Origin of the sequence: Pseudoalteromonas sp. T1lg24, assembly GCF_002964745.1 — a bacterium.
In the GTDB taxonomy this organism is placed as follows: Bacteria; Pseudomonadota; Gammaproteobacteria; order Enterobacterales; family Alteromonadaceae; genus Pseudoalteromonas; species Pseudoalteromonas spongiae.
In genome coordinates, this window is record NZ_PQCB01000006.1 from 122,334 (window position 1) to 143,889 (window position 21,556).

Consider the following 21,556-nt stretch of genomic DNA (forward strand, 5'->3'; position numbering starts at 1 on the left):
CTAATTATTGCATTACAAAGCCAGTAAACAACACGCGTTCTACGACTTTACTGTCTTCAATTTCTACCAATGCATTTTGCACTTCGGTTAATGCGTTATAGCGCAGTGCTTCTTTTCCAGCTGTGGTGCTTAAATCATCTGCATTACTTGCTGAAAATACGCGTAATAAGGTATTTTCAATCAGCGGAATATGGCGTTTTGCGGTTTCTTCGTTAACATCGCCACGCACTAACAATTGCACTTTAATCTGTACCAAACGGTCTTTATTTGAACCCGGTACGTTAAACACAAATGGTCTTGGCATCCCTACGTACAGCGCGCTGCCAATTTCAGCACTATTACCACTTGGTTTACCTTCGCCACCTTCGGCAGATGCGGTTTCCTCAGCAAGCGTTTCTGCAGGAGCGCCGTCATCGCCACCTAAAAAGAAAAATGCGGCGCCGCCACCCGCGAGCAATACCACAACAGCAATAATGATAATCATCATTTTGCCGCCTTTTTTCTCTCCACCTTCTTCAATTTCAAGATCTTTTTCTTCTGCCATTGTGACGTTTCCGTAGCTGCTATTTATTATTTTATATAATAGTGCGTTTATTTCCGTTTAATAGCAATTAGTGTTATGCGTAAAAATCGATTCCATCTTGCTGTTTGCTGACAATTTGTTCACTTACATTACTAACAGGCTCGTGCTCACGCTCTGAACTCGACGAATGACCAGACTGCTCCGCCATTTGCTGCTCACCTTGCCCTTGTTCAGATACACTACTTTCACCTAAATTAATGCCCTGTTCGGCAAGCATTTCTTTTAGTCGCCCCATTGATTGTTCAAGTACATCTTTCGCTTGCTGACTTTGCACTACAAAGTTTATTTGTGCTTGTTCGGCATCAGAACGAATGCGAATTTGCATCGAACCTAATTCTGGTGGGTCTAATCTAATTTCGGCTTCTTTCAAGTTTAAGTTTAGTAGCATATTTGCTTTATTAAATAATGCTTTAGCTGCATCACTCTTGGCAATATTGACCGGTTGTTGCAATGCTTGTTCTGCACTAATCGTGGTTTTTTTGGTGTTTTGGATCACTTGTGCAGTTTGCATCGCTAAGTGCTGCTGGTTGATTTCGCTTACTTCAGCCTGTTGTAGTTGACTCGCTTGAATGTGCGAGACTAATTGCGATAGCACTGGTGTATTCGCATTTGTTTTTAAACTATTAAGCAATTTTGCAAAACTTTGTGGTTGCTCTGTGCTTGCCTCTGCCTCAAGATTTGGCTCATCCACCAACTGAGTTGTATCAACCTTAACATTACTTTGTTTAGCGCTGCTGGTTTGCTCATTGCTCGCCTGTAATTTTTCCGCAGCTTGACTACTTAACGATACAACACTTGCAGGCGCTGGTTTTGTTGCCTGTTGATTAATTAGCTCTACGGTAGTTTGGTGTGCGTCGAGATCAACGTTTTGCTCTTGTGCCACCGCTTTAGCAACCGCAGTCACATTATGTGGGACTTGTGTATCTGGACGTGTAATGGTTTGTTGTTTATTTGCCACAGCTACAGTCTCACCAAGAGGACGTGACGCTAACGTACTTTGCAATTGTGCTTGGTCGTTATCACTTTCCGTTGCAAGGTCATTCGGTATTGCATTTTGTTCAACCGCTTGTTGTGCGGTATTTGACTTAGCTGATTGTGCAGTAAGTACTGATTGCAAAGTGACAGGCTGCTCTTTTGCTTTTGACTCAGCTTTTGCAATTGCCACGTTTAACTTCTCCATAACTAAACGGAGATCGTGTTTAGAAAGCCCCTGTGGTAGTTCGCTTTCTTTATCGAGCTGTGTAAAAAATTGCTTAAGTGTTTCAAGGCCTTCTTTGTCTAATTTGGCAAATTCATTATCAAGCGACACTAAATTTTGAGCTAGATTGACCTTAGTTTTACCGTCTTTCACCGAGTCACTTTCAATTGCATTGTCACTATCGACCGACGCTTTTACATTTTGTGCTTGCTCTGTACTTTCACTGCCTTTCGAAATACTAACATCAAAAGACTTACTTTTAGTTAGTTGCTCAAGCAATGAGATAGCCCCGTTACTATCGTTGCTCGTTGCTTTTTGTGTTTGTTCAGTTTGCGCTTGTTGAGTATTTGGCTGTTTAGTAACAGGGTGTGTTTCATCAACTGGCATTGATTTTACTGAGGTTGATTCAGAATCCCCTTTGTTAGTATTCGCACTGTCATCGAGCTGTTTAAATTCGGATGAGCGAGTCACTGGCATATCATCTTGCGTATGCGACTCATCGATATTAGCAACTGCAGATTCAGTTTGTTCACCTTCATCAGTGACACTTTCAAGCTCGCCTTGACGCGCTAGCGTATCTGATTGCTCTGCTTGTTCCAGTTCAGATTCCGGTGCTGTTTCACTGCTTTGCTGTGTTTGAACAGGTCGTTGACTATCATCACGACTATTTTGCTCTTTATCGGAGGATGCATGTTTACCCTGCACTTCATTTTGCACAGATTCAAAAACAGCTAAAAAACCGCTTTTATTTTCGCTTTCACTCGTTGTTGCCGTGGAGTCTAACCCAACATTTGTAATGCTTAACTGCGAATTTATCGTTGCCATAACACACTTCTTCTTTAACTAAAGATTGCCGCTTTTAATGCCTTGCTGAAAATTAAGCAAAAACTAAGCCAGTGTTTTTCGATTTCGTACAAATATATTGGTAGCAAACTCGTCAAGCTGCTTTTGCTCTGCCTTTGCCAACGCAGCTTGCTGTTTATCTAATTTACGCTGTTTGAGCTTTTCGATTGCTTCCAATTTTGCTTTTTGCGCTAACCACAGCGACTCACGCTGTTTTAACACCTTGTTTGCCGTATTGATCGCGTTTAGTTGTTGCTTTAACGCATCATCTAACTTGCCGATAAATTGCTGAAACTGATTATAATAACTACCGCCAACGCCTTGCGCAGCACGACTTTGTAATTGAGCTAAATAGTCTGAGCGAAACGACTCGATACCCGTTAATTGACGCTGTAAATTAGCAAGGTGTTGCTGCGCACCAACAAAATCGAGACGCAGTTTTTCTTCTTTATCAGATTCAAGCTTTATTAATAGTGCTAGTTGATCGCGCGCCATTAACCTTGTCCTAGAATACGAGCCAAGCTAGTTAACCCTTCATCATAAGGAATAACATCTGTCATACCTTGTTGTAAGAAGTGGTTTATACCCGGCATCATTTCGATAGTTTTATCAAGCATAGGGTCGCTGCCTTTTTGATAAGCACCCAACGTAATAAGGTCTTTGTTCTGTTGGTAAAGTGAGTAGATCTGTTTTAACACGCGCGCTTGCTGCAAATGTGTTTCGCTAATAACTTGCGGCATAACACGACTAATCGATTTTTCGATATCAATCGCGGGATAGTGCCCTGAATCGGCCAGTTCGCGGGATAATACAATATGCCCATCAAGAATCGCACGGGCTGCATCAGCGATGGGGTCTTGCATATCATCCCCTTCGGATAACACGGTAAAAAACGCCGTAATGCTGCCTTGCCCTTCGCCACCATTACCCGCGCGTTCCACCAAGGCGGGAAGTTTTGCAAACACAGAAGGTGGATAACCTTTAGTTGCAGGAGGTTCGCCTACCGCTAGCGCAATTTCGCGCTGCGCCATGGCATAACGCGTTACTGAATCCAGCAGCAACAGTACATTTAACCCCTGATCACGAAAATATTCAGCAATCGTTACGGCGGTTTCACAGCCCTTTAAACGCATCAGCGGTGATGCATCCGCAGGAGCCGCCACTACCACTGAACGTGCTCGCCCTTCTGCGCCTAAGATTTCTTCAATAAATTCTTTAACTTCGCGACCACGCTCACCGACTAAACCAACCACAATCACATCGGCATTAGTACCTCGAGTCATCATGCCAAGTAATACTGATTTACCCACACCACTGCCCGCAAATAAGCCCATACGCTGGCCTTGACCTACGGTAAGTACAGAGTTAATGGCACGAACACCGACGTCCATCGGTTGTTTAATCGGGCGTCTGGCTAATGGATTAATCGGTTTTGCGGCGAATTTTAATTTTGCTTCTGCTTTTACTGGGCCAAGTCCATCAAGCGGTCGCCCTAATCCATCAACAACGCGACCTAGCAACCCCATACCCACAGGTAAACCCACATCTGATTGTTGAGGAATAACACGCGCCCCAGGTAATACACCCGAAATGGCATCGTTTGGCATCAAGTAGAGAGTCTCACCGCTAAAGCCTACTACCTCAGCATCGACTAAGCCCTGCTGGGTTTCAATTTGACAACTGCTACCAACTGGTGCTTTTAGTCCTTCGGCTTCAAGCGTAAGCCCAACAACACGCTTTAAACTGCCGGCAACTGCTGGGCGGTGAGTTTTAATTTTTGATTGGTAACTAGCAAGACGCTGTGCAAGCCCTTGGCTCATAATTAACCGTCGTGTTTTTGACTATCGATACCTGCTTCTTGCAAAAAGCTCTCCAGTATTTCTTTAAGGCGCAATTCTACCGAGTAATCAATTGATGAATTGTCAGAATTGATATGGAGGCCACCTTTAGTGATACTCGGCTCAACAACTAGCTTCCAATTTCTATCGGCGAGTTGTTCGGCTGGTATGGCTTGTTGTACCAGTTCAAAATCTTCTGGATTCAATAACACTTCAAGGGCACGGTGCTGACCTTTCAATGCATCAGTTGCCACTTTCATGGCGCTGAAAATAGCTTTTTCATTAATGCTAAGTTCGCCATGAACTACCGCTTTCGCCAGCTCAGATGCTAAAATCACGACTTGCTTTTCAACTTCGTCACTCACTTGCTCAAAGGGCGTGGCTATTTCATCTAACAGCTTGGTAAGTTGCGCGATTTTCTCTTCGACTTCAGGTTTTGCCAGCTCAAGTCCTTCTTCTTTGCCTTGCTCTAAACCTTCTTCATAGCCTTTTTGCGCACCTTCTAACTTACCTTGTTCAAAACCTTCCTGATAGCCAGCTTCTTTGCCCTCAGCGTGTCCCTCTTGGTACGCCTCTTGTCGAATTTGTTCAATTTCTTGAATGCTTAGTGGCGTAAACTCTTCTTCTGGCTCGGGTTCTTGTTCGGCTTGTTTTTTCTGATAGAGCTCTTCTAGCGACTTGCCCATTGCCGTTGAGCGGCCTCTTAGATTACGTCTTTCATCTTTGACATCCGGGATCGGCCAATTCTCAAGCAGCGTTTCTATCGCCTCTGCATTTTCGATTTTATGTCCTGAGCGGTACTTGCCTAATTTCATAAATTAGAGGAACTCCTCACCACCGCCGCCGCCAAGCATAATTTCGCCTGAATCAGCTAAGCGTCGTGCTATGCTCAGAATTTCTTTTTGTGCCGCTTCTACTTCACTAATGCGAACTGGACCCATTGCTTCAAGGTCATCAGCCATCATTTCAGCCGCACGTTTAGACATATTCTTAAGGATCTTGTCTTTAAGCCCTTCGTCAGTACCCTTAATTGCTTTCATTAGTACATCTTGCTGTACTTCACGCAGAATCGCTTGAATACCGCGGTCATCAACGTCAATTAAGTTATCAAATACAAACATTAAGTCTTGAATTTGCTGCGACATTTCTTCGTCATGTTCACGAATTGAATCCATCAACTGCCCTTCAACATTAGTATCTAGGTAGTTCATAATATCTGCCGCTGCTTTTAAGCCACCCATTTTAGCAGCTTGCGCACCAGCCTGACCTGCGAATTGTTTTTCCATAATTTCATTCAATTCTTGCAGTGCGGCAGGTTGCACTTCTTCAAGATTGGCAATACGCATGGTTAAATCAAGACGCACTTTTTCAGGGAATTGATTAATAATTTCAGCAGATTGCTCTGGTTCTAAATACGCCAAAACAATGGTTTGGATCTGCGGGTGCTCATTACGAATAATATTCGCTACTTGTTTTGAGTCCATCCATTTCAGTGAATCAAGTCCTTTCGCACCTGAGCCCATGATAATTTGGTCAATTAGGTTCGCTGCTTTTTCTTCACCAAGCGCTGCGGTAAGCGCTTTCTTGATAAAGTCTTCAGATTGGAAACCAATAGTACTAAAGCTTTGAATTTGGTCGATAAACAGTTTGTGTACCGCGGCAATTTTGTCTTGGCTTAAATCATCCAAGCCCGCCATCGCCATACCTACTTTTTGTACTTGCTTTGGTTCTAAGTGCTTTAAAATCTGCGCAGCATCTTCTTCAGATAAACTCAGTAATAAAATCGATGCTTTTTCTACACCATCAAGTTTATCTACGTCAAAGCCGCTACTTGTTGTTTGTTCTGCTACTTGCGTATCTTGATCAGTCATCTTCAGTTAACCACGCTTTAACTACTTGAGAAGAAAGTTCTGGCTCATTTGCCACTAATGCTCTTACTGCTTTCAGTAAGTCTTCATCACCATGTAAGTCTGGTAATTGTAACGTACCATCTGGGCTAAAGCCGACTGCCGATTCGTCAAATTCTTGACTTAGCATATCAATGGTATCATCACCTAAGTCTACACCTGCTGATAGGCTTGCGTCATCATAATCCTCTGTCGTGTCTTCTGGATTAATCAACTTGCGTAACATTGGACGCACTACCGCAAGAATAAGCACGATAATAACCAAGGCACCTAATGCTAATCTGATGACTTTGAAGAACCAAGGTTGTTGCCAAATTGGTAGTTCAATCGCTTCACTGAATTCTTCTTGTACAAACGGAATCGTCACAACTTCTAGCGCATCACCACGCTGCATATCAAAGCCGATGCCACCTTGCAGTAAACGGCGAATGTTCGCTAATTCTTGCTGAGTACGCGGATCACGTGTCGCTTCGCCACCTTCTGCTACACCGTTTGTGTAGTTCACCGCAACCGATACACTGATACGACGGATCACACCGGTTTGCTGACGCTTATGTGAAATGGTGGTGTCGAGCTCATAATTACGGGTTGCTTCTTTACTGTTTCTACTCGGTAATGTGCTTTGTGCTGATTCATCGCCTGTTTGTTCTGGAATTTGCGAGTTAACTGGCGGTTGATTAGTTAGCGCACCTGGAATGCCCACTGCAAGGCCACCAATATTGGTGTCTTCACGTGTCATTTCACTGCGTACCGCTGGCAAGTCTGGGTTAAAACGCTTCTGCGTTTCTTCAATTGAACTGAAATCCATCACCAGATCGACCTGCGCAGTATAGTTACCTAAACCAACAACAGGGATCATAATTGAATCGATTTTTTCTAAGTATTCTTGTTCACGTTTACGTTCAATTTCATATTCTTTACGCGAACGCGCGGTCAGTGAGTTTTGTGAGCCCGAGTTAAGTAAGCGGCCATTTTGATCTGTTACCGTTACTCGGCTAGGCTCTAGCCCTTGTACCGCAGAGGCGACCATATCAACAACCGAATCAACTTCTTCACCGTCAAGTGTGCGACCACGTCTTACTGTTAATACAACCGTTGCACTTGGTTTTTTCTCACGGCGAGCAAAGACGTTTTCTTTTGGAATCGCTAACAGAACTTTAGCCCGCGCTACTTTACTAAGCTCTTCAATAGTACGTGCAAGCTGCTGCTCACGTGAGTGCTTTAAACGCTCACGCTCTAGACGCTGACTCACGCCAAAGCCCATATCTTGCATTAAAATTTCGGTGCCCGATGAAGGTACTTGCTCAAGACCCTCTTTAGCCATCAACAACTTAATATTTTGATACGCTTCAACCGGTACTGAAACAACATTGCCATCGAGCTTGTATTCCACTTTTTGTGCGTCTAAGAATTCAAGCGTTTGGATCAGTTCATCCATTGGCATTTTGCCAAGAGGACGCATATCAGGCTCTTTCGCCCAAATCATGATAAATACGGCAATTGCGACACAAATTGTTAGTGCGATAATGAGCGTGACTTGGCGCATTACATCAACACCACTTAAGCTGCCAAGAAACCCTGATTTTTGTTCTTGATTACCACCACCTACATCGCCGACACCTAAGTCGTTAGCGTCTAGTGTTGATAAATCTGTTGATGTATTAGCCACAACCCTACTCCACTATTTCTTATACAGGCATGTTCATAATGTCTTTATAAGCTTCAATAAGCTTATTACGCACTTGAACGGTTGCTTCAAACGCCACCGAAGATTTTTGCGATGCGATCATTACTTCAGCCAGTGACACATTGCGGTCACCCATTTCTAACGCCGTTGCTTTCGCTTTAGAGTCTTGCTGTAAACCGTTAACCGTATCGAGCGCATCTTTTAATAAATTATTAAATTCAACCTGTGAGCTACCTTGAATAGATTCAATAGGCTGTTTCGGTTTAGAAAAGTTACTTGCTTCTACCGCAAGTGACTGCATTTCTTGATAAAGATTGTTTGGTGAAATGTTCATACTAACAAACCGTAAAAATTGACTTAACACGATTAATGCAAGCTTAATGCCAAAAATAAAGCACTTAAAATCAATACCTTATAACGGCATTTTTTTGACTTTGATAAAATTTAGACAGAAATAAAGCCTCCAGTCAGAGGCTCGATTTAAAAGTAGGTGTATCTGTTGTGCTCAGTACAATGATTTTTTATGCAGGTAATTCAATTCCCATCTCACGCATTTTTGCAAGTTTATAACGCAGTGTTCGCGGGCTCATACCAAGACGCTCAGCAACGTCTTTACGCTTGCCATCACACGCACGAAGCATATCTAAATAATTGAATTTTCTTTATCTTTAAGCTCTTGTTTATAACCCTGAGCATCATCTACTTGGGTTGATTGCACTGTTGCAACGTCTGGTGCTACTTGTTCAGGTTCTTCACCAGTCAGCTGTATCTTTGGCGACAGGCTTATTGGTTGCATGCTTGCTACCGAACCTAAGAAAATATCATCTGCGGTAATCATTTTATGGCTTTGTAAAATCAATGCGCGCTGCACGACATTTTCAAGCTCACGAACGTTACCTGGCCAGTTGTAACTAAGTAATTTTTCTTTAGCTTGTACGTCAAACTGCACCGGCATGTCATTATTATGACGCTGAATTAAATGCTCAGCCAACGGGACTATATCCCCTGGACGCTCAGCAAGTGGCAGCCACTCGAGCGGAAAAACATTAAGGCGATAATATAAATCTTCGCGAAAAACGCCTTGCGCCACCGCCTCTTTTAAGTCGCGGTTAGACGTTGCAAGCACACGTACATCTAAATTAATGGTCTTGCGAGAGCCAAGACGTTCAACTTCACGCTCTTGCAGTACACGCAATAATTTCGCCTGTAGGCTTAAATCCATCTCAGTAATTTCATCGAGTAGAATAGTGCCGCCTTGCGCTTGTTCAAACTTACCAGGACATGCTTGAATAGCGCCGGTAAACGCGCCTTTTTCATAGCCAAATAAAGTGGCTTCTAGCATATTTTCAGGAATCGCCGCACAGTTAATCGCAACAAAGTTCTGCTCTGCACGCGGTGAACTATCATGAATATAACGTGCCATCACTTCTTTACCTGAGCCACTTGGCCCAAGCACCATAACGGATGCATCAGATTTAGCCACTTTCTCTGCAAGTTGCATCAGCGCTTTACTAGCTGGGTCTTCAACAATTGGCCCATCTTTAATGGCTTCTTTTTCTGGTAAATAACGACTTACCATGTTTAATAACACTTCTGGTGCGAATGGTTTCGCCATGTAGTCAATGGCTCCTAAGCGCATCGCTTCAACCGCATCATCAATAGTCGCGTAAGCTGTCATCATTAACACAGGTAAATCAGGGTAGTTAAGCTTAATACTTTTAAGTAAATCGATACCTGACATAGTGCCCATTTGCACGTCACTGACCACCATTGAAATACCGCCTTCTTTAAGCTTAATAATCGCTTGTTCGGCACTGTCGGCTTCAACACAATTAATATCAGCCAATGCTAGGGTATCGACTAACGCTTCTCGTAAACCAGAATCATCTTCTACGACTAATACTTTTGCATCGTTCATAATCACTCCTAACATGCTGTTTTAGAGATAATCGGTAGGTACAAGTTAAACTCAGCCCCACCAAGCTCACTATTGCCTGCTTTTACAAACCCTTGATGGCTGTTAGCAACCGATTGAACCACGGCAAGACCTAACCCGGTACCGTGTGATTTAGTGGTGAAGAACGGCTCAAAGATCTGTTGGATAGCCGTTTCACTTAACCCCGTGCCGTTATCTTTCACCGAAATTTTGACGTGATCTGCGAATTTTTCAGACCGCGTTGCACTTAACTCAATTTTTCCACCTTGGCCACAAGCTTGCACCGCATTGTGCACTAAATTGCTAATTGCACTGCTCAGCGCAACTTTATTAGCGATAATTTCAATATCAGGCTCAGGCAATTTAAGGTCGAGAATGCATTGTTGGCGCATAATCATTGCTTCTGAAGCATGCGTCACATCCGTTAGCAAGGCTTGCATAGACACAGGTGCAAGTACTTGTTGCTCACCACTTTTGGCAAATAACAGCATATCGTTTACTTGGCTTTCTAAATCTTGCAAACGCGACATCAACTTTTCATGAAAATTGCTTCGCGCCGTCGGGTTTAATTTCTCTGACGACAGGTTAGCGGCATATAGCATCGCCGCTGATAACGGGGTTCTTACTTGGTGCGCTAAGGATGCAACCATTTTACCGAGTGCACTCAAACGCTGCATATGTGCAATACGTGACTGTAATTGGCGTGTTTGCGTAAGATCGGTCATTAAAATTAACTGACCTGGTTCAGGTGTGAGCGGTGAAATATCAAGTTTCACTAATCGACCATCACGAAGCGTTACCTCGTGACCATCACTACCATTGGGCGCAAAAGAGCGCTGAATAATGGTAAACCAACGCTCGCCTTCTAACGGCTCTCCGAGTAAATCAATTGCGATTTGATTGGCCTTTGCTACCATGCCGTTACCATCAAGCACAATGACGCCCGCAGGCATGGTATCAACCAAATGACTAAGCCAACTTGCCTGTTTTCTTAATTCACTAAGTTCACCCACGTACTTTTCCTGCATCAAACACGGGTTGTATACCTCTTGAAATTGTTGGGGTATGATTTGAGCTAACGCCATAGTTACACCAAATAATTTACTCTAACTAATCGGTGTAGATACACAAAACGTGCCAATTTTTATTTTCAATAAATACAACAAGTTAAATTCAAAAATAAGACGTCAATTATTTGTCTAGGGGATTTTTATGTGTTTTAGATGCGAGTGGTTAGATACCACTAAAGCTGATTATGTAGCCTATCACGATACCCAGTGGGGCGTGCCTTTGTTTGATGATAATGCACTGTTTGAATTCCTCACACTAGAATCAGCGCAAGCTGGACTGAGTTGGTACACAGTATTAAAAAAACGCGATAACTACCGAAACGCGTTCGCCAACTTTGACCCAACTGTGGTTGCCCAATTTGATGAAGCAAAAGCGCTTGCCTTAATGGAAGATAAAGGCATTATTCGCAACCGCTTAAAAATTAATGCCGCAATTAACAATGCACAGTGCTTTTTAGCAATACAAAAAGAGTTTGGTAGCTTTGCTAACTATCAATGGCAATTTGTAAACAATAAACCTATTGTCAATAACATCAACAGTAAAGCTGACTACCAAGCCACCACTGCCGAGTCGCAAGCTTTTGCGAAAGACCTTAAAAAACGCGGCTTTAAGTTTTTAGGACCGACCACTGTGTATGCTCATATGCAGGCATGCGGCATGGTTAATGATCATCACAATCAATGCTTTCGCAAAGACGAAGTGATTGCACTTTACTCATCGCTTTTCTAATACCCTTTCAACTTAAACACCTCTATTAATAGTCAAAAGTGAACAATGAATTCACTTTTGAGCTATTCACATTCAAATGAAGCTCAATTAAAGTGTTTCAATCTATTTAAGGAAATGATTATGCTTCTCGATTCCAACACTAAATTCGGTACTATTAGTAAGCTGCTTCACTGGCTTAGTGCACTTGTTATTTTTGCATTATTCGGCGTTGGATTTTGGATGGTTGATTTGAATTATTACAGTGAATGGTATCGCACAGCGCCCCATTGGCACAAAAGTATTGGCATTTTATTGCTGGCATTCACGCTAGTGCGCATTGCTTGGAAAGTGATTACGGTATCACCTAAGTCCGTCTCTACCCATTCATCTAAAACTCGCGTTGCAACAAAACTAGGCCATTTAGCCTTGTATGGGATTTTATTGATAATTTTAACCAGTGGTTATTTGATCTCAACCGCTGATGGTCGCGCAATTGCTGTTTTTGACTGGTTCGAAGTAGCAAGTTTAGGCGAATTAATTGCAAATCAAGAAGATATTGCAGGCAGTATTCATCAATATGCCGCTTATAGCTTAATGGCGATTGTTGGTATTCATATATTAGCGGCGTTAAAGCATCACTTTTTTGATAAAGATGACACGTTACGCCGAATGATTAAGTAACCTCAGATTTGGCTAGTCAAAGCTCAGGTTGTATAAATTTAAAGGAAACAATTATGAAAAAAACACTTTTAGCAACAGCTCTTACGATGGCAAGCTTAACAATGCCAGCAATGGCTGCAGATTATGTAATTGACACCAAAGGCGCTCACGCATCAATTAATTTTAAAGTGAAGCACTTAGGCTACAGCTGGTTAACAGGCCGTTTTAATACCTTCTCAGGTGAGTTCAGCTACGATGAGAAACAACCTGAAGCAAGTAAAATTTCAGTTAATATTGATACCACCAGCGTTGACTCAAACCATGCAGAGCGCGACAAGCATTTGCGCGATAGCGACTTTTTAGATGTTAAAAAATTCTCTACAGCGACATTTAACAGCACAAAAGTGAAAGATTTAGGTGATGGTAAACTGGCTATTACCGGTCTTTTAACGCTACAAGGAATTGAGAAAGAAATTACTATCGATGTAGAAAAAATCGGTGAAGGTAAAGATCCTTGGGGCGGTTACCGCGCTGGTTTTGCAGGTACTACAGCGATTCAAATGAAAGACTTCGGCTATAAAATGGATTTTGGTCAAATCGATTTCGACCTTCACATTGAAGGCATCAAAAAGTAATAAAGGCTACTTTGGGTCTGAGCACTTTGCGTTCGGACCCAATTCAAACTCATTCGATTTTTGCAATTGGTGCAACAGTGGGTAGCTTAATATCAAACGATACGCCACTTTTCCCCTCTGATTGACACAATTTAATTTCTCCACCAAGCACACCGGTTACCAGATTAAACACAATATACAAGCCTAAACCACTACTTCCCTCGCCAAGACGCGTTGTGAAAAATGGGTCGAATATTTTATCGCGATGCGCAATATCAATACCTTTACCGTCATCGGTGTAATTAATCACAATAAAATTTGCGTCGCTTTGCTGCATTGAAATGTTAATTTTGCCTTGTACACTGTCATCAAACCCGTGAACTAGCGAGTTGTTGATTAAGTTAATAAAGACTTGCTCAAAAGCACCTGGAAAACTGTCTATTTCAACGTTTTCTAATCCGTGAAAACTGACCGTATTGCTTGACAGTAATTTTGTATTTAAGGTGTTAACCACTACCTCGAGTGTTTGCGCTAAATTAAACACACGGCGTTTATTGCTGGTATGGTCGCCGCTAATCTGTTTAAAGTTAATAACCAATTCACTTGCCTTGTGACAATTATTGGTGACTAGCCCAATCGCCTCTTCTAATTGCTGAAGATGCTTCGACAGAGAGTCAACTGATAGCGATTTTTGCTTAAGTTCATTTGCAATTTTATTATGAACCTCAAGTGCAAAGCTTCCTGCTGTAAGCGCCACGCCAATCGGTGTGTTTAACTCATGTGACACACCCGACACTAAACTGCCAAGTGACGCTAACTTTTCGCTTTGTACAATTTGTTGCATCGCGCTTTCTAACGCTTGGTTTTGGGCGCTTAATTGCTGCGTACGCTCTAACACTCTTTTTTCTAGTTGTTCATTAAGTTCAGTCACTTGCTGTTGGCTTTGTTCTAACTCGTGATGTTCTCGCTCTAAATTGCGATAACCTTCCACTAAATTATCTGCCATTGAATTAATTGCCGCGGCAAGCTCATTAAATTCATCAATTTTTCCACCGCGAATGCGTTTATCGAGGTCTCGATGTGCAATTTCAATTGCTAACTTTTTAACACGCTCTACTGGACGAGACATAAGACGCGCAACAACCAAACTGACGAATATCGAAACAATCAACAAAATAGCAATCTGTAACAATAAAAATTGACGATAGTTAGCAAGGTCACGATTGTGTTCTTGTGCCGTTTGCATCAGGGCGATTTGCCACTCAAACGGTTTGATTTTTGCGTGACTTTTATAAACATTATCACGCTCTTCCAAGCGTTTTTGTCGCTGGCGTGAATCTGCGATTGGCGTTTCGTTTGCGCTAATCGTTAGCCACTGAGAATAGGTTAGGTGTTTTGCAATGCTATTTACGAGTTGTTGAATCGCCGATGTTTCTAACATTAAGCGTAAATACCCCACTACTTTCCCATCACTGCTGCGAATTGGCGATGAAAAATAAATACTTTCAGGGTCCTTATTGTTTGCACCTGAATAATGCATGACTGGTGCTGGCGACATAGATTGACGTTTAAAGTAAGCGAATGACGATTCATCTCGGCTCTGTTGGCTAATTCGAATGTCTTGAATGTTTTTACCCGCTGTATTAATAAGCGCCACCGAGGTCACATTCAATGTGTCTTTTACGATCACATTTCGCAAAATAGCATTTATCTCAGCGATTTGCGCTTCTTGTTCAGTACCATAAGCGGTAAGAAAGTTGGCAAACTGGGGAATATTACTGTCGGCACGCACATACTCTAAAATTGTATTTAAATATGATTCAACGCGTTCTTTACTGCGGTTAAGCGTAAGGCGTCGCACCGTGGCTTGGTTTTGTTCGTTAGTTGCGACTTTTTGCGTATACGCAATATATGAAATAAACGATGTAGGAAGCACTAATGAGGCCAACAAAATGGCACTCAATACAAACTTTAGTTTCATTGAATTAACCGGGCATCTAGTAAACGCTCGCTGCGAATTGGTTTAGCAATGATCCCTTGCCCAACATAAAATTGATTGTACACACCAATAACACTGTTTAAGCCCACGCTATTTTGCGATGTAAATGCTGCAAAATTATCCGCTCGATTTAACAGTTTAACGCCGTTTAACTTAATACTTTGCGGTGTTTGTTTGATGACTCGCGCAATGATTTCATTACCTTTACTTGGATTTTCAAGCCACCAAGCTTGCGCCTCAAACCACGCATCAACAAACCCACGCGCTGCCTCATGATTATTTTCAATAAACGCGCTTTGCATCGCTATAACATCTGGAATTAAGCCCGGTGTTTGGGCACTTGAGTACACAACGTGCGCACCACCTGCAACCATTTCATCTACGTAGGGTTGCCAAGTATGTGCGTAGTCGATGCTATTATTGTTAAGTAACTTAGCAGCATGCGACGCTTCAATATTCATTAGCGTCACATCATCAATTGCGATGTCGTTTGCATCTAAAAAGCGGCGTACTAATAACTCACCAAAACCACCTAAGTTGGTGCCAATTTTAGTGCCTTTAATCACTTGTTGGTCACTTCGCGCTAAAATCGCGTCACCGCCACTCGACTCGTCTGCCACCATAACAATGCGTGCATCAGGGTACTGCTGTGAAAGGTTCATTACATCACCCAATGCTACCGCAATTGCGTCATACTCTGCCGCCGCAAATTTAGCTAACATACGATCGGTATTACGCGGGATTGATAACTCTAAACTAATATTGCGCTTTTTTAACATGCCCAATTCATCGGCAAGAATGATTGGGTAATAGCCTGGCCACAAATCAATTGCCAAACTAATCGAGGTAGTTGATGCCTGATTATGATTACTTTGACGACTTTCGTTATCGCAGCCTGATAAAAATATCAGCATGCTGATAAAGCAAACCTTTAAAACACCTTGTAAGCGGAACATTTCAAAAAGGCCTAAATCACATAATTAACTTAAGACTTAAATAGGGAACGAGATTAAAGAAAACAATTAAGATCTTATAAAAAGCAAAATATTGAATATAAACCACATTCAATGCTTTATGCTCTACGTTAAATAGCTGGCTATGAATACTGACAATAGTGCTGCGAAAAAGTAAAAAAATCACCATGCTAACGCTAACAATTAAACAATTAGCAATGGTCGCCCAACCGAGAAACGTTGTTATCTGATCAATTGACATTAGAACCCCTTAATCTTTTACATAATGTAAGATTAATGTACTTGCTGTAGCGGTGCAATGTTATCAAGCATTTAGTCTCTAAAATTGCTTACCACAGCGGGGTTCTGTAAGGTGTGATTATAATTACACTTTATTTTTTTTTCGTTACTGCTATAGTACTGTATAAAACAACAGTTAAGAAGGTGCAATATGGCCGTTGAGGTATGTTACAAAGTAGTTAGAGATGGAGTCGAACGCATGACATTTACATCAAAAAAAGAGGCAGACGCATATGACAAAATGTTGGATATTGCGGAAGCACTTGAAACCATGCTTGGTGAAGTTGATGTGCCGTTAAGCGAGCAACAAAATGAAGCGCTGGCCCTTGAAATGGCAAAACGTAAAGACCAATTTATTGCAGCTTTAAAAGGGGGAAAACCAACCCCGCCTAACAATAAAGCAAAAGTAACTGACATTAAAAAAGTAAGTTAAATAAAAAAGCCACCGTGAAGGTGGCTTTTTTATTTATGCGCAAATTTACTTAATTACAGTTGCAACTGCATCGGCAAAGTAATCTAAGTTTGCTTGGCTAACGCCTGCTACATTTACACGGCTTGAGCCAACAATGTAAATTGAGTACTCTTTTTGTAAACGTTCAATTTGCTCTGGCGTGATACTTAAGAAAGAGAACATACCATGTTGTTTTTCAATAAATGAAAAGTCTTGTGCAACGCCACGACTATGAAGCGCCTCAACAATCGTGCTACGTAAACCGTTAATACGATTACGCATTTCAGCAAGCTCTTGATGCCACTCGGCGGTTAGCTCTTCACTACCAAGAATAGTATCAACAATTGCAGCACCGTGAGCTGGCGGCATTGAATAGATACTGCGTACAACACTTAATAGCACTGAGTTAGCAACGTCGGCAACTGCGCTCGATTCTGAAATAATTGAACACGCGCCGATACGCTCGCGATAAAGACCAAAGTTTTTAGAACACGAAGAACAAATGATCATTTCATCAACTGTTTCAGCTAATAAACGTAAGCCTGCCGCATCTTGTTCAAGGCTAGTACCAAAACCTTGATAAGCAATATCAATTAACGGCGTAAAACCAACTTCTTTTGCAAGATCTGCAACTTGTTGCCATTGCTCTGCGTTTAAATCCATACCGCTTGGGTTATGACAACATGCGTGTAACAACACGATATCGCCTTTAGGAACTGTCTTTAAGGTGGCCATCATTTCATCAAACAATAAGCCTTTGTTCTCGTAATCGTAATACGGATATTCTTTAACTGTTAAACCAGCAGCTGAGAATAAACCAATATGGTTTGCCCATGTTGGCGTAGTTACCCATACGCTCGCATTTGGGTTTGCTTTTGCGATAAATTCAGCAGCAACACGTAGCGCACCGGTTCCACCTGGTGCTTGCGCTGTGCGAACACGGTTTTCTAAAAGCGCTTTATGCTCACCCAGTAATAGAGATTCCATTTTTGCACAAAAACCTAAATCACCAGCTAAGCCTATATATGATTTACTTGTTTCATTTTCTAAACGAAACGCTTCAGCTTTTTTTACACAGCTTAAAATTGGGGTATCACCCTGTTCTGTTTTATAAACACCAACGCCTAAGTCGATTTTATTTGGATTTGTATCTTGGCGATATTTGGCCATCAAACCTAAAATTGGATCCGTTGGTAATGGCTTTAAGTTTGCAAACATAGTTATCTCTTAAATTGAATTTTTGCTATGGGATGAAGCCCTAGCTTACCATACTCTCTGTTGTGGAGAAGTATCTAAAGAAAATTTCATGGCGATAATCAATAGAACTTTTTGCTTTAGATTATTCAGGTAAGTAATTGGGTACTATTTCACATACGGCCTGTAATAAAGCAAGTGCATCACTCGTAAACACGTCATTATTAAACGCTTCGGCGTCAATAATGCCAAGTACTTCGCCAGATTGCGAAAAGTAAGGCAGACAAACTTCCGATTTAACTGCTGGGTCGCAAGTATAGTACTCGCCGCCATTAGCAACATAGTGTTCTACGTTGTTAATCACGCGTCCTTTGCCGTAAAGCGCAACAAAGGCATTGTTGCTAATACGCGCATAGTCTTCATCAACAGGAAAAAGTGGGCGGCTTGGTTTGCCAAAATAGCTTAATTTAAGTAGCTGCGTTTGATTATCAATCGAGCGTGATTGGTAAATACCAAACCAATCAATTAGGTTTTGTTGCTCAACAAATTTAACGATGCGAGCAAGTGCAGCCATTGCATCAACATTTTTTTGGCGCTTATCTACATGCTGCGTAAGATCAAACGGCGCTTCTTGTAACTGCCCGAATAAGCTACAGGTTCCGCCCTCGCCCAATTCAGGAATAAGGTACTGCCACGTAATATCCAAGTGATCTGTTTGCGTAATTTCATTTTCAATTAATTGACGGAAATCAGCCACTTTTTGCGTATCTAAAACGTAATCTGAAAAATCTATTGAATTAGCCATATAGCCATCTAAACATCTTTTAAAAAATAAAGTGTACATGGCTTATATTGGTTTATGCAATACTATTCTTAACTTAAATTACAAATAAATTTAGATTACGTATTTAATGGCTTTTATGAATCGTTACAAATAAAGGGAATATAAAATGAAATGGACATTTTAAATGTGCTAACCAATTGAGCTTACTAGCTTGTACTGCAAATTTGGCGCTTTTTATTGAGGTAATCTAATCTTTTGTATCTATAACAAATAAATATGGCAAAGTAACAAGTCAAAGCAGCTATTAACATGCCGTTTTTATACTGGGACCACTTTAGTTATGTAATAGTGAGTACGTTACGGTGATGCTATTGCCGCTCTCATTTTGTGAAACTGATTCTGCAATCTCTTTAATTAAGCCCAAACCGCGGCCATGAAAATTATTGTCGTCATTAGCAATATTCTTCCTTGTAAAACCATCACCTGAATCCGTTATTGTAAAACTTATTTTCGGGTCTTCTGGTAAGTAGCTCACATCAATATTAATCGCCCCAGCCGAAAGCTCTGCTAATCGCTCAGCACGAAGTTCGTAATACTCACAAAACCCTACATCACTATCTTTTAAACAGGACTCGAGCCCTAAAACACCGTGCTCTAGTGCATTGTTAAATGTTTCAGAGATCAGCAAAAACAAATTAGAGCGATGCTCAGAACAGCCTTTCATCGCACAAATCATTTCAACAACATCAACAACGGGATCAGTTTGTTTTAAGCGTTCTGCATCCAATGTCATTGCCATGTTTAACGGCGTTGTCATGTATTCATCGCTCAATTGGGGCTCAATATTTGATGGTCTACATTTTACCAACGCTAAACTTAAATCATCTTGCTGATCTTGTTTACCCGTAAAACGCTTAACCGAGTCAACAATGGAGCCTAACTCAGTAAACGATGAAGCAGTGACCTTACGCAGTAATCGTTCTTCACCAAAAAATTCGCCTTTGGTATTTTCTGCCTCGATGACGCCGTCGGTATACAAGATAATTTTGTCATCTAATTCCGTTTCTACATAAATGGTATCGCGTTCAAATTCGTAATCTTCGAGTATACCTAATGCCATATGGCGCGATGTTAGCTTCTGCTTAACCTTGCCTTCTTTACTCAACAGAAAACTATCAGGAAGTCCTCCCAACCAAGCTGAAAATGATCGACCCGAGCTATTTAGCTCAAGAATCGTTGCCGCGCAAAACATATTGCCTGGTAATAATTCACTGAGAGTTGAATTTAATTCAGCGGCAATATCGCCAACAGGTAAACCTTTTTGCGTCATTGAGTAAAAGATTTTTGATGCTGGAAGCGCCCCCATCGCGGCTGCTAACCCATGGCCGGTAAAGTCCCCCATCAAGACATAAATGCCGCCGGTACAACTCGGTGCCATTAAAAATAAGTCTCCGTTAAACATGGATGCCGGTGATAAATTAAATTCAACAAGTTCAGGTAACAAAAAGCGCTTTTCCAGCGCATTTTCAAAAATATGTTCAACTAACTCGTGTTCGCGTTCAGTATGTAGCTGATAATACGCAAGTTCTTGGTTTTGTTTGTAGGTTTTTATACTGAATTCGCGTGTCCGCGCATGTGCTTTAATTTTTGCCGACAGAATTACTTTATCGAAAGGCTTATTCAAAAAATCATCACCGCCAACCTGCAAACATTTTTCTAGGCTGCTTTTGTCATCCAATGCGGTAATAAAAATGATGGGAAGATATACATCTGCAGATTTGGCTTTTAGCAACGGCGCTACTTCAAAGCCATCCATTTTAGGCATTACAACATCAAGCAAAACCAAGTCGGGAGAAAATTCATCGAAAACCGTTAGTGCTTCTTCTCCGTCCGAAGCAAGGGCAACATGGTGCTGCTCTTGCTCTAGCATAAAACGCAGTAAGTTACGATTTAGCTCCTGATCATCGACAACCAGAATCTTCATGGTTCAGTCGATGTCGAACTTTTTATCAAAACGAGAGATCTGTAAAATTTTCTTAATTTGAGGTCTGCAATTTGTAATATGAATACTGCTCACAGAGTCGCCTAACGACTTTTTCATATTTAATAACATTCCCAGTGCCGAACTATCCATGTAATCGGTTTCACGTAAGTCGATAATTACTTTCGGAGTACTTACGCCAACATCGGCATATGCGCTCCTAAATGATTGTACTAAGTTAAAGTCAAACTTGCCTTTAATCTCAATCGTAAATAATTTGCCATCTGGCGATAGAGCCTTATTCAAACTCATTTAATTCTCCTTGGAATGTCCTAATGCCTGCTAAATTTACGCCATTCGCTTTATTTAAATTAAGTACTTAACCCGCTAATTTGCAAATATTATCTTAAAAAAACTAAAAATAAATTGAACGATAATATGGTTGCAAAATTATGATAAACTTGCGTCATGCGTATTTACTTGGATTTATTATGTCAGACTCAAATTTAGTCTATTCCACAGAAACCGGAAGAATAAAACAGCCAAAAGAAGCACCTGAGCTCGATGTAAAATTATTTAAAGACGGTGCGGTGCGTATTGAACGCCAAACAAAAGGACGAAAAGGCAAAGGCGTGATGCTCGTTGTGGGAATTGATCCAAGCGCCCATGACTTAAAGAAGCTAGCCAAAACATTAAAGTCTAAAATGGGTCAAGGTGGTGCAGTCAAAGACGGTATCATTGAAATTCAAGGCGATGACCGCGATAAGTTGAAGGGTTTGCTTGAACAGCAAGGCTTCAAGGTGAAAATTGCAGGCGGATAATAGACATTGCTTGGTGATGGCAGCTAGC

At 41.4% G+C, this 21,556-nt stretch carries 23 protein-coding genes; 5 read left to right on the forward strand and 18 right to left on the reverse strand.

From position 1 onward, the window contains the following. Positions 1–4: 4 nt before the first annotated feature. The 11 genes from fliL to C2M30_RS03570 form a co-directional block, all read right to left on the reverse strand. Positions 5–544 (reverse strand): flagellar basal body-associated protein FliL, encoded by a 540-nt coding sequence (gene fliL, locus C2M30_RS03525; protein ID WP_105170691.1) that lies wholly within the window; start codon positions 542–544, stop codon positions 5–7. Between the two features lie 73 nt (positions 545–617). Continuing rightward, the gene (locus tag C2M30_RS03530) at positions 618–2,606 is read right to left on the reverse strand and encodes a flagellar hook-length control protein FliK (protein ID WP_105170692.1); all 1,989 of its coding nucleotides are present in this window, start codon (positions 2,604–2,606) and stop codon (positions 618–620) included. Positions 2,607–2,669: 63 nt separating this feature from the next. Next, positions 2,670–3,119 carry a flagellar export protein FliJ gene (gene fliJ, locus C2M30_RS03535; protein WP_100913017.1) on the reverse strand — a complete coding sequence of 150 codons (450 nt, stop codon included), beginning with the start codon at positions 3,117–3,119 and terminating at the stop codon, positions 2,670–2,672. Continuing rightward, complete coding sequence (gene fliI, locus C2M30_RS03540) at positions 3,119–4,444, reverse strand: flagellar protein export ATPase FliI (protein ID WP_105170693.1); 1,326 nt, start codon at positions 4,442–4,444, stop codon at positions 3,119–3,121. The genes fliJ and fliI overlap by 1 nt, the downstream gene beginning before the upstream one ends. Positions 4,445–4,446: 2 nt before the next feature. Continuing rightward, a complete protein-coding gene (fliH, locus tag C2M30_RS03545; RefSeq protein ID WP_105170694.1) occupies positions 4,447–5,277 on the reverse strand; it encodes a flagellar assembly protein FliH in 831 nt (276 codons plus the stop codon). A 3-nt stretch (positions 5,278–5,280) separates the two neighbouring features. Further along, positions 5,281–6,333: a flagellar motor switch protein FliG gene (gene fliG / locus C2M30_RS03550; protein WP_010560585.1), complete on the reverse strand. Its 1,053-nt coding sequence runs from the start codon at positions 6,331–6,333 to the stop codon at positions 5,281–5,283. Continuing rightward, on the reverse strand, positions 6,326–8,038 hold the full coding sequence (gene fliF / locus C2M30_RS03555; protein ID WP_100913015.1) for a flagellar basal-body MS-ring/collar protein FliF: 1,713 nt from the start codon (positions 8,036–8,038) through the stop codon (positions 6,326–6,328). Before fliF ends, fliG begins: the two co-directional genes overlap by 8 nt. Positions 8,039–8,057: 19 nt before the next feature. Next, positions 8,058–8,390 (reverse strand): flagellar hook-basal body complex protein FliE, encoded by a 333-nt coding sequence (gene fliE, locus C2M30_RS03560; protein WP_010560587.1) that lies wholly within the window; start codon positions 8,388–8,390, stop codon positions 8,058–8,060. A 187-nt stretch (positions 8,391–8,577) separates the two neighbouring features. Beyond that, positions 8,578–8,697, reverse strand: coding sequence for a helix-turn-helix domain-containing protein (locus tag C2M30_RS21680; protein WP_234004676.1), 120 nt, complete (start codon positions 8,695–8,697; stop codon positions 8,578–8,580). A gap of 2 nt (positions 8,698–8,699) precedes the next feature. Beyond that, positions 8,700–9,974, reverse strand: a complete 1,275-nt coding sequence (locus C2M30_RS03565; protein ID WP_234004677.1) for a sigma-54-dependent transcriptional regulator — start codon at positions 9,972–9,974, stop codon at positions 8,700–8,702. Positions 9,975–9,982: 8 nt separating this feature from the next. Next, entirely contained in the window at positions 9,983–11,077 is a 1,095-nt protein-coding gene (locus C2M30_RS03570; protein ID WP_040642454.1) for a sensor histidine kinase, read from the reverse strand. A gap of 127 nt (positions 11,078–11,204) precedes the next feature. On the opposite strand from C2M30_RS03570, the gene C2M30_RS03575 reads away from it, so the two are divergent. The 3 genes from C2M30_RS03575 to C2M30_RS03585 all read left to right on the forward strand — a co-directional run bounded on the left by C2M30_RS03575 (position 11,205) and on the right by C2M30_RS03585 (position 13,066). Beyond that, positions 11,205–11,792 carry a DNA-3-methyladenine glycosylase I gene (locus C2M30_RS03575; protein WP_010560590.1) on the forward strand — a complete coding sequence of 196 codons (588 nt, stop codon included), beginning with the start codon at positions 11,205–11,207 and terminating at the stop codon, positions 11,790–11,792. Between the two features lie 120 nt (positions 11,793–11,912). Then, positions 11,913–12,452: a cytochrome b gene (locus C2M30_RS03580; RefSeq protein WP_105170695.1), complete on the forward strand. Its 540-nt coding sequence runs from the start codon at positions 11,913–11,915 to the stop codon at positions 12,450–12,452. Between the two features lie 53 nt (positions 12,453–12,505). Continuing rightward, complete coding sequence (locus tag C2M30_RS03585) at positions 12,506–13,066, forward strand: YceI family protein (protein ID WP_010560592.1); 561 nt, start codon at positions 12,506–12,508, stop codon at positions 13,064–13,066. A gap of 49 nt (positions 13,067–13,115) precedes the next feature. Here C2M30_RS03585 and C2M30_RS03590 read toward each other — a convergent pair whose 3' ends face one another. The 3 genes from C2M30_RS03590 to C2M30_RS03600 are packed head-to-tail and all read right to left on the reverse strand — an operon-like array spanning position 13,116 to position 16,259. Beyond that, a complete protein-coding gene (locus C2M30_RS03590) occupies positions 13,116–15,026 on the reverse strand; it encodes a sensor histidine kinase (protein WP_105170696.1) in 1,911 nt (636 codons plus the stop codon). Beyond that, positions 15,023–15,958, reverse strand: coding sequence for an ABC transporter substrate-binding protein (locus C2M30_RS03595; protein WP_234004678.1), 936 nt, complete (start codon positions 15,956–15,958; stop codon positions 15,023–15,025). Before C2M30_RS03595 ends, C2M30_RS03590 begins: the two co-directional genes overlap by 4 nt. A 58-nt stretch (positions 15,959–16,016) precedes the next feature. After that, positions 16,017–16,259 (reverse strand): DUF6868 family protein, encoded by a 243-nt coding sequence (locus C2M30_RS03600; protein ID WP_100912995.1) that lies wholly within the window; start codon positions 16,257–16,259, stop codon positions 16,017–16,019. A gap of 189 nt (positions 16,260–16,448) precedes the next feature. Between C2M30_RS03600 and C2M30_RS03605 the strand changes: the two genes are divergently transcribed. Further along, a complete protein-coding gene (locus C2M30_RS03605; protein ID WP_054978299.1) occupies positions 16,449–16,730 on the forward strand; it encodes a YebG family protein in 282 nt (93 codons plus the stop codon). A 45-nt stretch (positions 16,731–16,775) separates the two neighbouring features. Here C2M30_RS03605 and C2M30_RS03610 read toward each other — a convergent pair whose 3' ends face one another. The 4 genes from C2M30_RS03610 to C2M30_RS03625 form a co-directional block, all read right to left on the reverse strand. Beyond that, positions 16,776–17,966, reverse strand: coding sequence for an amino acid aminotransferase (locus tag C2M30_RS03610; protein WP_100912994.1), 1,191 nt, complete (start codon positions 17,964–17,966; stop codon positions 16,776–16,778). A 121-nt stretch (positions 17,967–18,087) separates the two neighbouring features. Then, entirely contained in the window at positions 18,088–18,747 is a 660-nt protein-coding gene (locus C2M30_RS03615; RefSeq protein WP_105171142.1) for a GAF domain-containing protein, read from the reverse strand. A 313-nt stretch (positions 18,748–19,060) separates the two neighbouring features. Next, positions 19,061–20,710, reverse strand: a complete 1,650-nt coding sequence (locus tag C2M30_RS03620) for an ATP-binding SpoIIE family protein phosphatase (RefSeq protein ID WP_105170698.1) — start codon at positions 20,708–20,710, stop codon at positions 19,061–19,063. Between the two features lie 3 nt (positions 20,711–20,713). Next, positions 20,714–21,019, reverse strand: coding sequence for an STAS domain-containing protein (locus tag C2M30_RS03625; protein WP_010560622.1), 306 nt, complete (start codon positions 21,017–21,019; stop codon positions 20,714–20,716). Between the two features lie 179 nt (positions 21,020–21,198). On the opposite strand from C2M30_RS03625, the gene yciH reads away from it, so the two are divergent. Further along, positions 21,199–21,528 (forward strand): stress response translation initiation inhibitor YciH, encoded by a 330-nt coding sequence (gene yciH, locus C2M30_RS03630; protein ID WP_010560623.1) that lies wholly within the window; start codon positions 21,199–21,201, stop codon positions 21,526–21,528. Positions 21,529–21,556 lie beyond the last annotated feature (28 nt).

Bases quoted from the DNA above. Each gene is read 5' to 3' on its own strand.
- fliL (WP_105170691.1), bottom strand. From the start codon at position 544: ATGGCAGAAGAAAAAGATCTTGAAATTGAAGAAGGTGGAGAGAAAAAA.
- C2M30_RS03530 (WP_105170692.1), bottom strand. From the start codon at position 2,606: ATGGCAACGATAAATTCGCAGTTAAGCATTACAAATGTTGGGTTAGAC.
- fliJ (WP_100913017.1), bottom strand. From the start codon at position 3,119: ATGGCGCGCGATCAACTAGCACTATTAATAAAGCTTGAATCTGATAAA.
- fliI (WP_105170693.1), bottom strand. From the start codon at position 4,444: ATGAGCCAAGGGCTTGCACAGCGTCTTGCTAGTTACCAATCAAAAATT.
- fliH (WP_105170694.1), bottom strand. From the start codon at position 5,277: ATGAAATTAGGCAAGTACCGCTCAGGACATAAAATCGAAAATGCAGAG.
- fliG (WP_010560585.1), bottom strand. From the start codon at position 6,333: ATGACTGATCAAGATACGCAAGTAGCAGAACAAACAACAAGTAGCGGC.
- fliE (WP_010560587.1), bottom strand. From the start codon at position 8,390: ATGAACATTTCACCAAACAATCTTTATCAAGAAATGCAGTCACTTGCG.
- C2M30_RS21680 (WP_234004676.1), bottom strand. From the start codon at position 8,697: ATGCTTCGTGCGTGTGATGGCAAGCGTAAAGACGTTGCTGAGCGTCTT.
- C2M30_RS03565 (WP_234004677.1), bottom strand. From the start codon at position 9,974: ATGAACGATGCAAAAGTATTAGTCGTAGAAGATGATTCTGGTTTACGA.
- C2M30_RS03570 (WP_040642454.1), bottom strand. From the start codon at position 11,077: ATGGCGTTAGCTCAAATCATACCCCAACAATTTCAAGAGGTATACAAC.
- C2M30_RS03575 (WP_010560590.1), top strand. From the start codon at position 11,205: ATGTGTTTTAGATGCGAGTGGTTAGATACCACTAAAGCTGATTATGTA.
- C2M30_RS03580 (WP_105170695.1), top strand. From the start codon at position 11,913: ATGCTTCTCGATTCCAACACTAAATTCGGTACTATTAGTAAGCTGCTT.
- C2M30_RS03585 (WP_010560592.1), top strand. From the start codon at position 12,506: ATGAAAAAAACACTTTTAGCAACAGCTCTTACGATGGCAAGCTTAACA.
- C2M30_RS03590 (WP_105170696.1), bottom strand. From the start codon at position 15,026: ATGAAACTAAAGTTTGTATTGAGTGCCATTTTGTTGGCCTCATTAGTG.
- C2M30_RS03595 (WP_234004678.1), bottom strand. From the start codon at position 15,958: ATGCTGATATTTTTATCAGGCTGCGATAACGAAAGTCGTCAAAGTAAT.
- C2M30_RS03600 (WP_100912995.1), bottom strand. From the start codon at position 16,259: ATGTCAATTGATCAGATAACAACGTTTCTCGGTTGGGCGACCATTGCT.
- C2M30_RS03605 (WP_054978299.1), top strand. From the start codon at position 16,449: ATGGCCGTTGAGGTATGTTACAAAGTAGTTAGAGATGGAGTCGAACGC.
- C2M30_RS03610 (WP_100912994.1), bottom strand. From the start codon at position 17,966: ATGTTTGCAAACTTAAAGCCATTACCAACGGATCCAATTTTAGGTTTG.
- C2M30_RS03615 (WP_105171142.1), bottom strand. From the start codon at position 18,747: ATGGCTAATTCAATAGATTTTTCAGATTACGTTTTAGATACGCAAAAA.
- C2M30_RS03620 (WP_105170698.1), bottom strand. From the start codon at position 20,710: ATGAAGATTCTGGTTGTCGATGATCAGGAGCTAAATCGTAACTTACTG.
- C2M30_RS03625 (WP_010560622.1), bottom strand. From the start codon at position 21,019: ATGAGTTTGAATAAGGCTCTATCGCCAGATGGCAAATTATTTACGATT.
- yciH (WP_010560623.1), top strand. From the start codon at position 21,199: ATGTCAGACTCAAATTTAGTCTATTCCACAGAAACCGGAAGAATAAAA.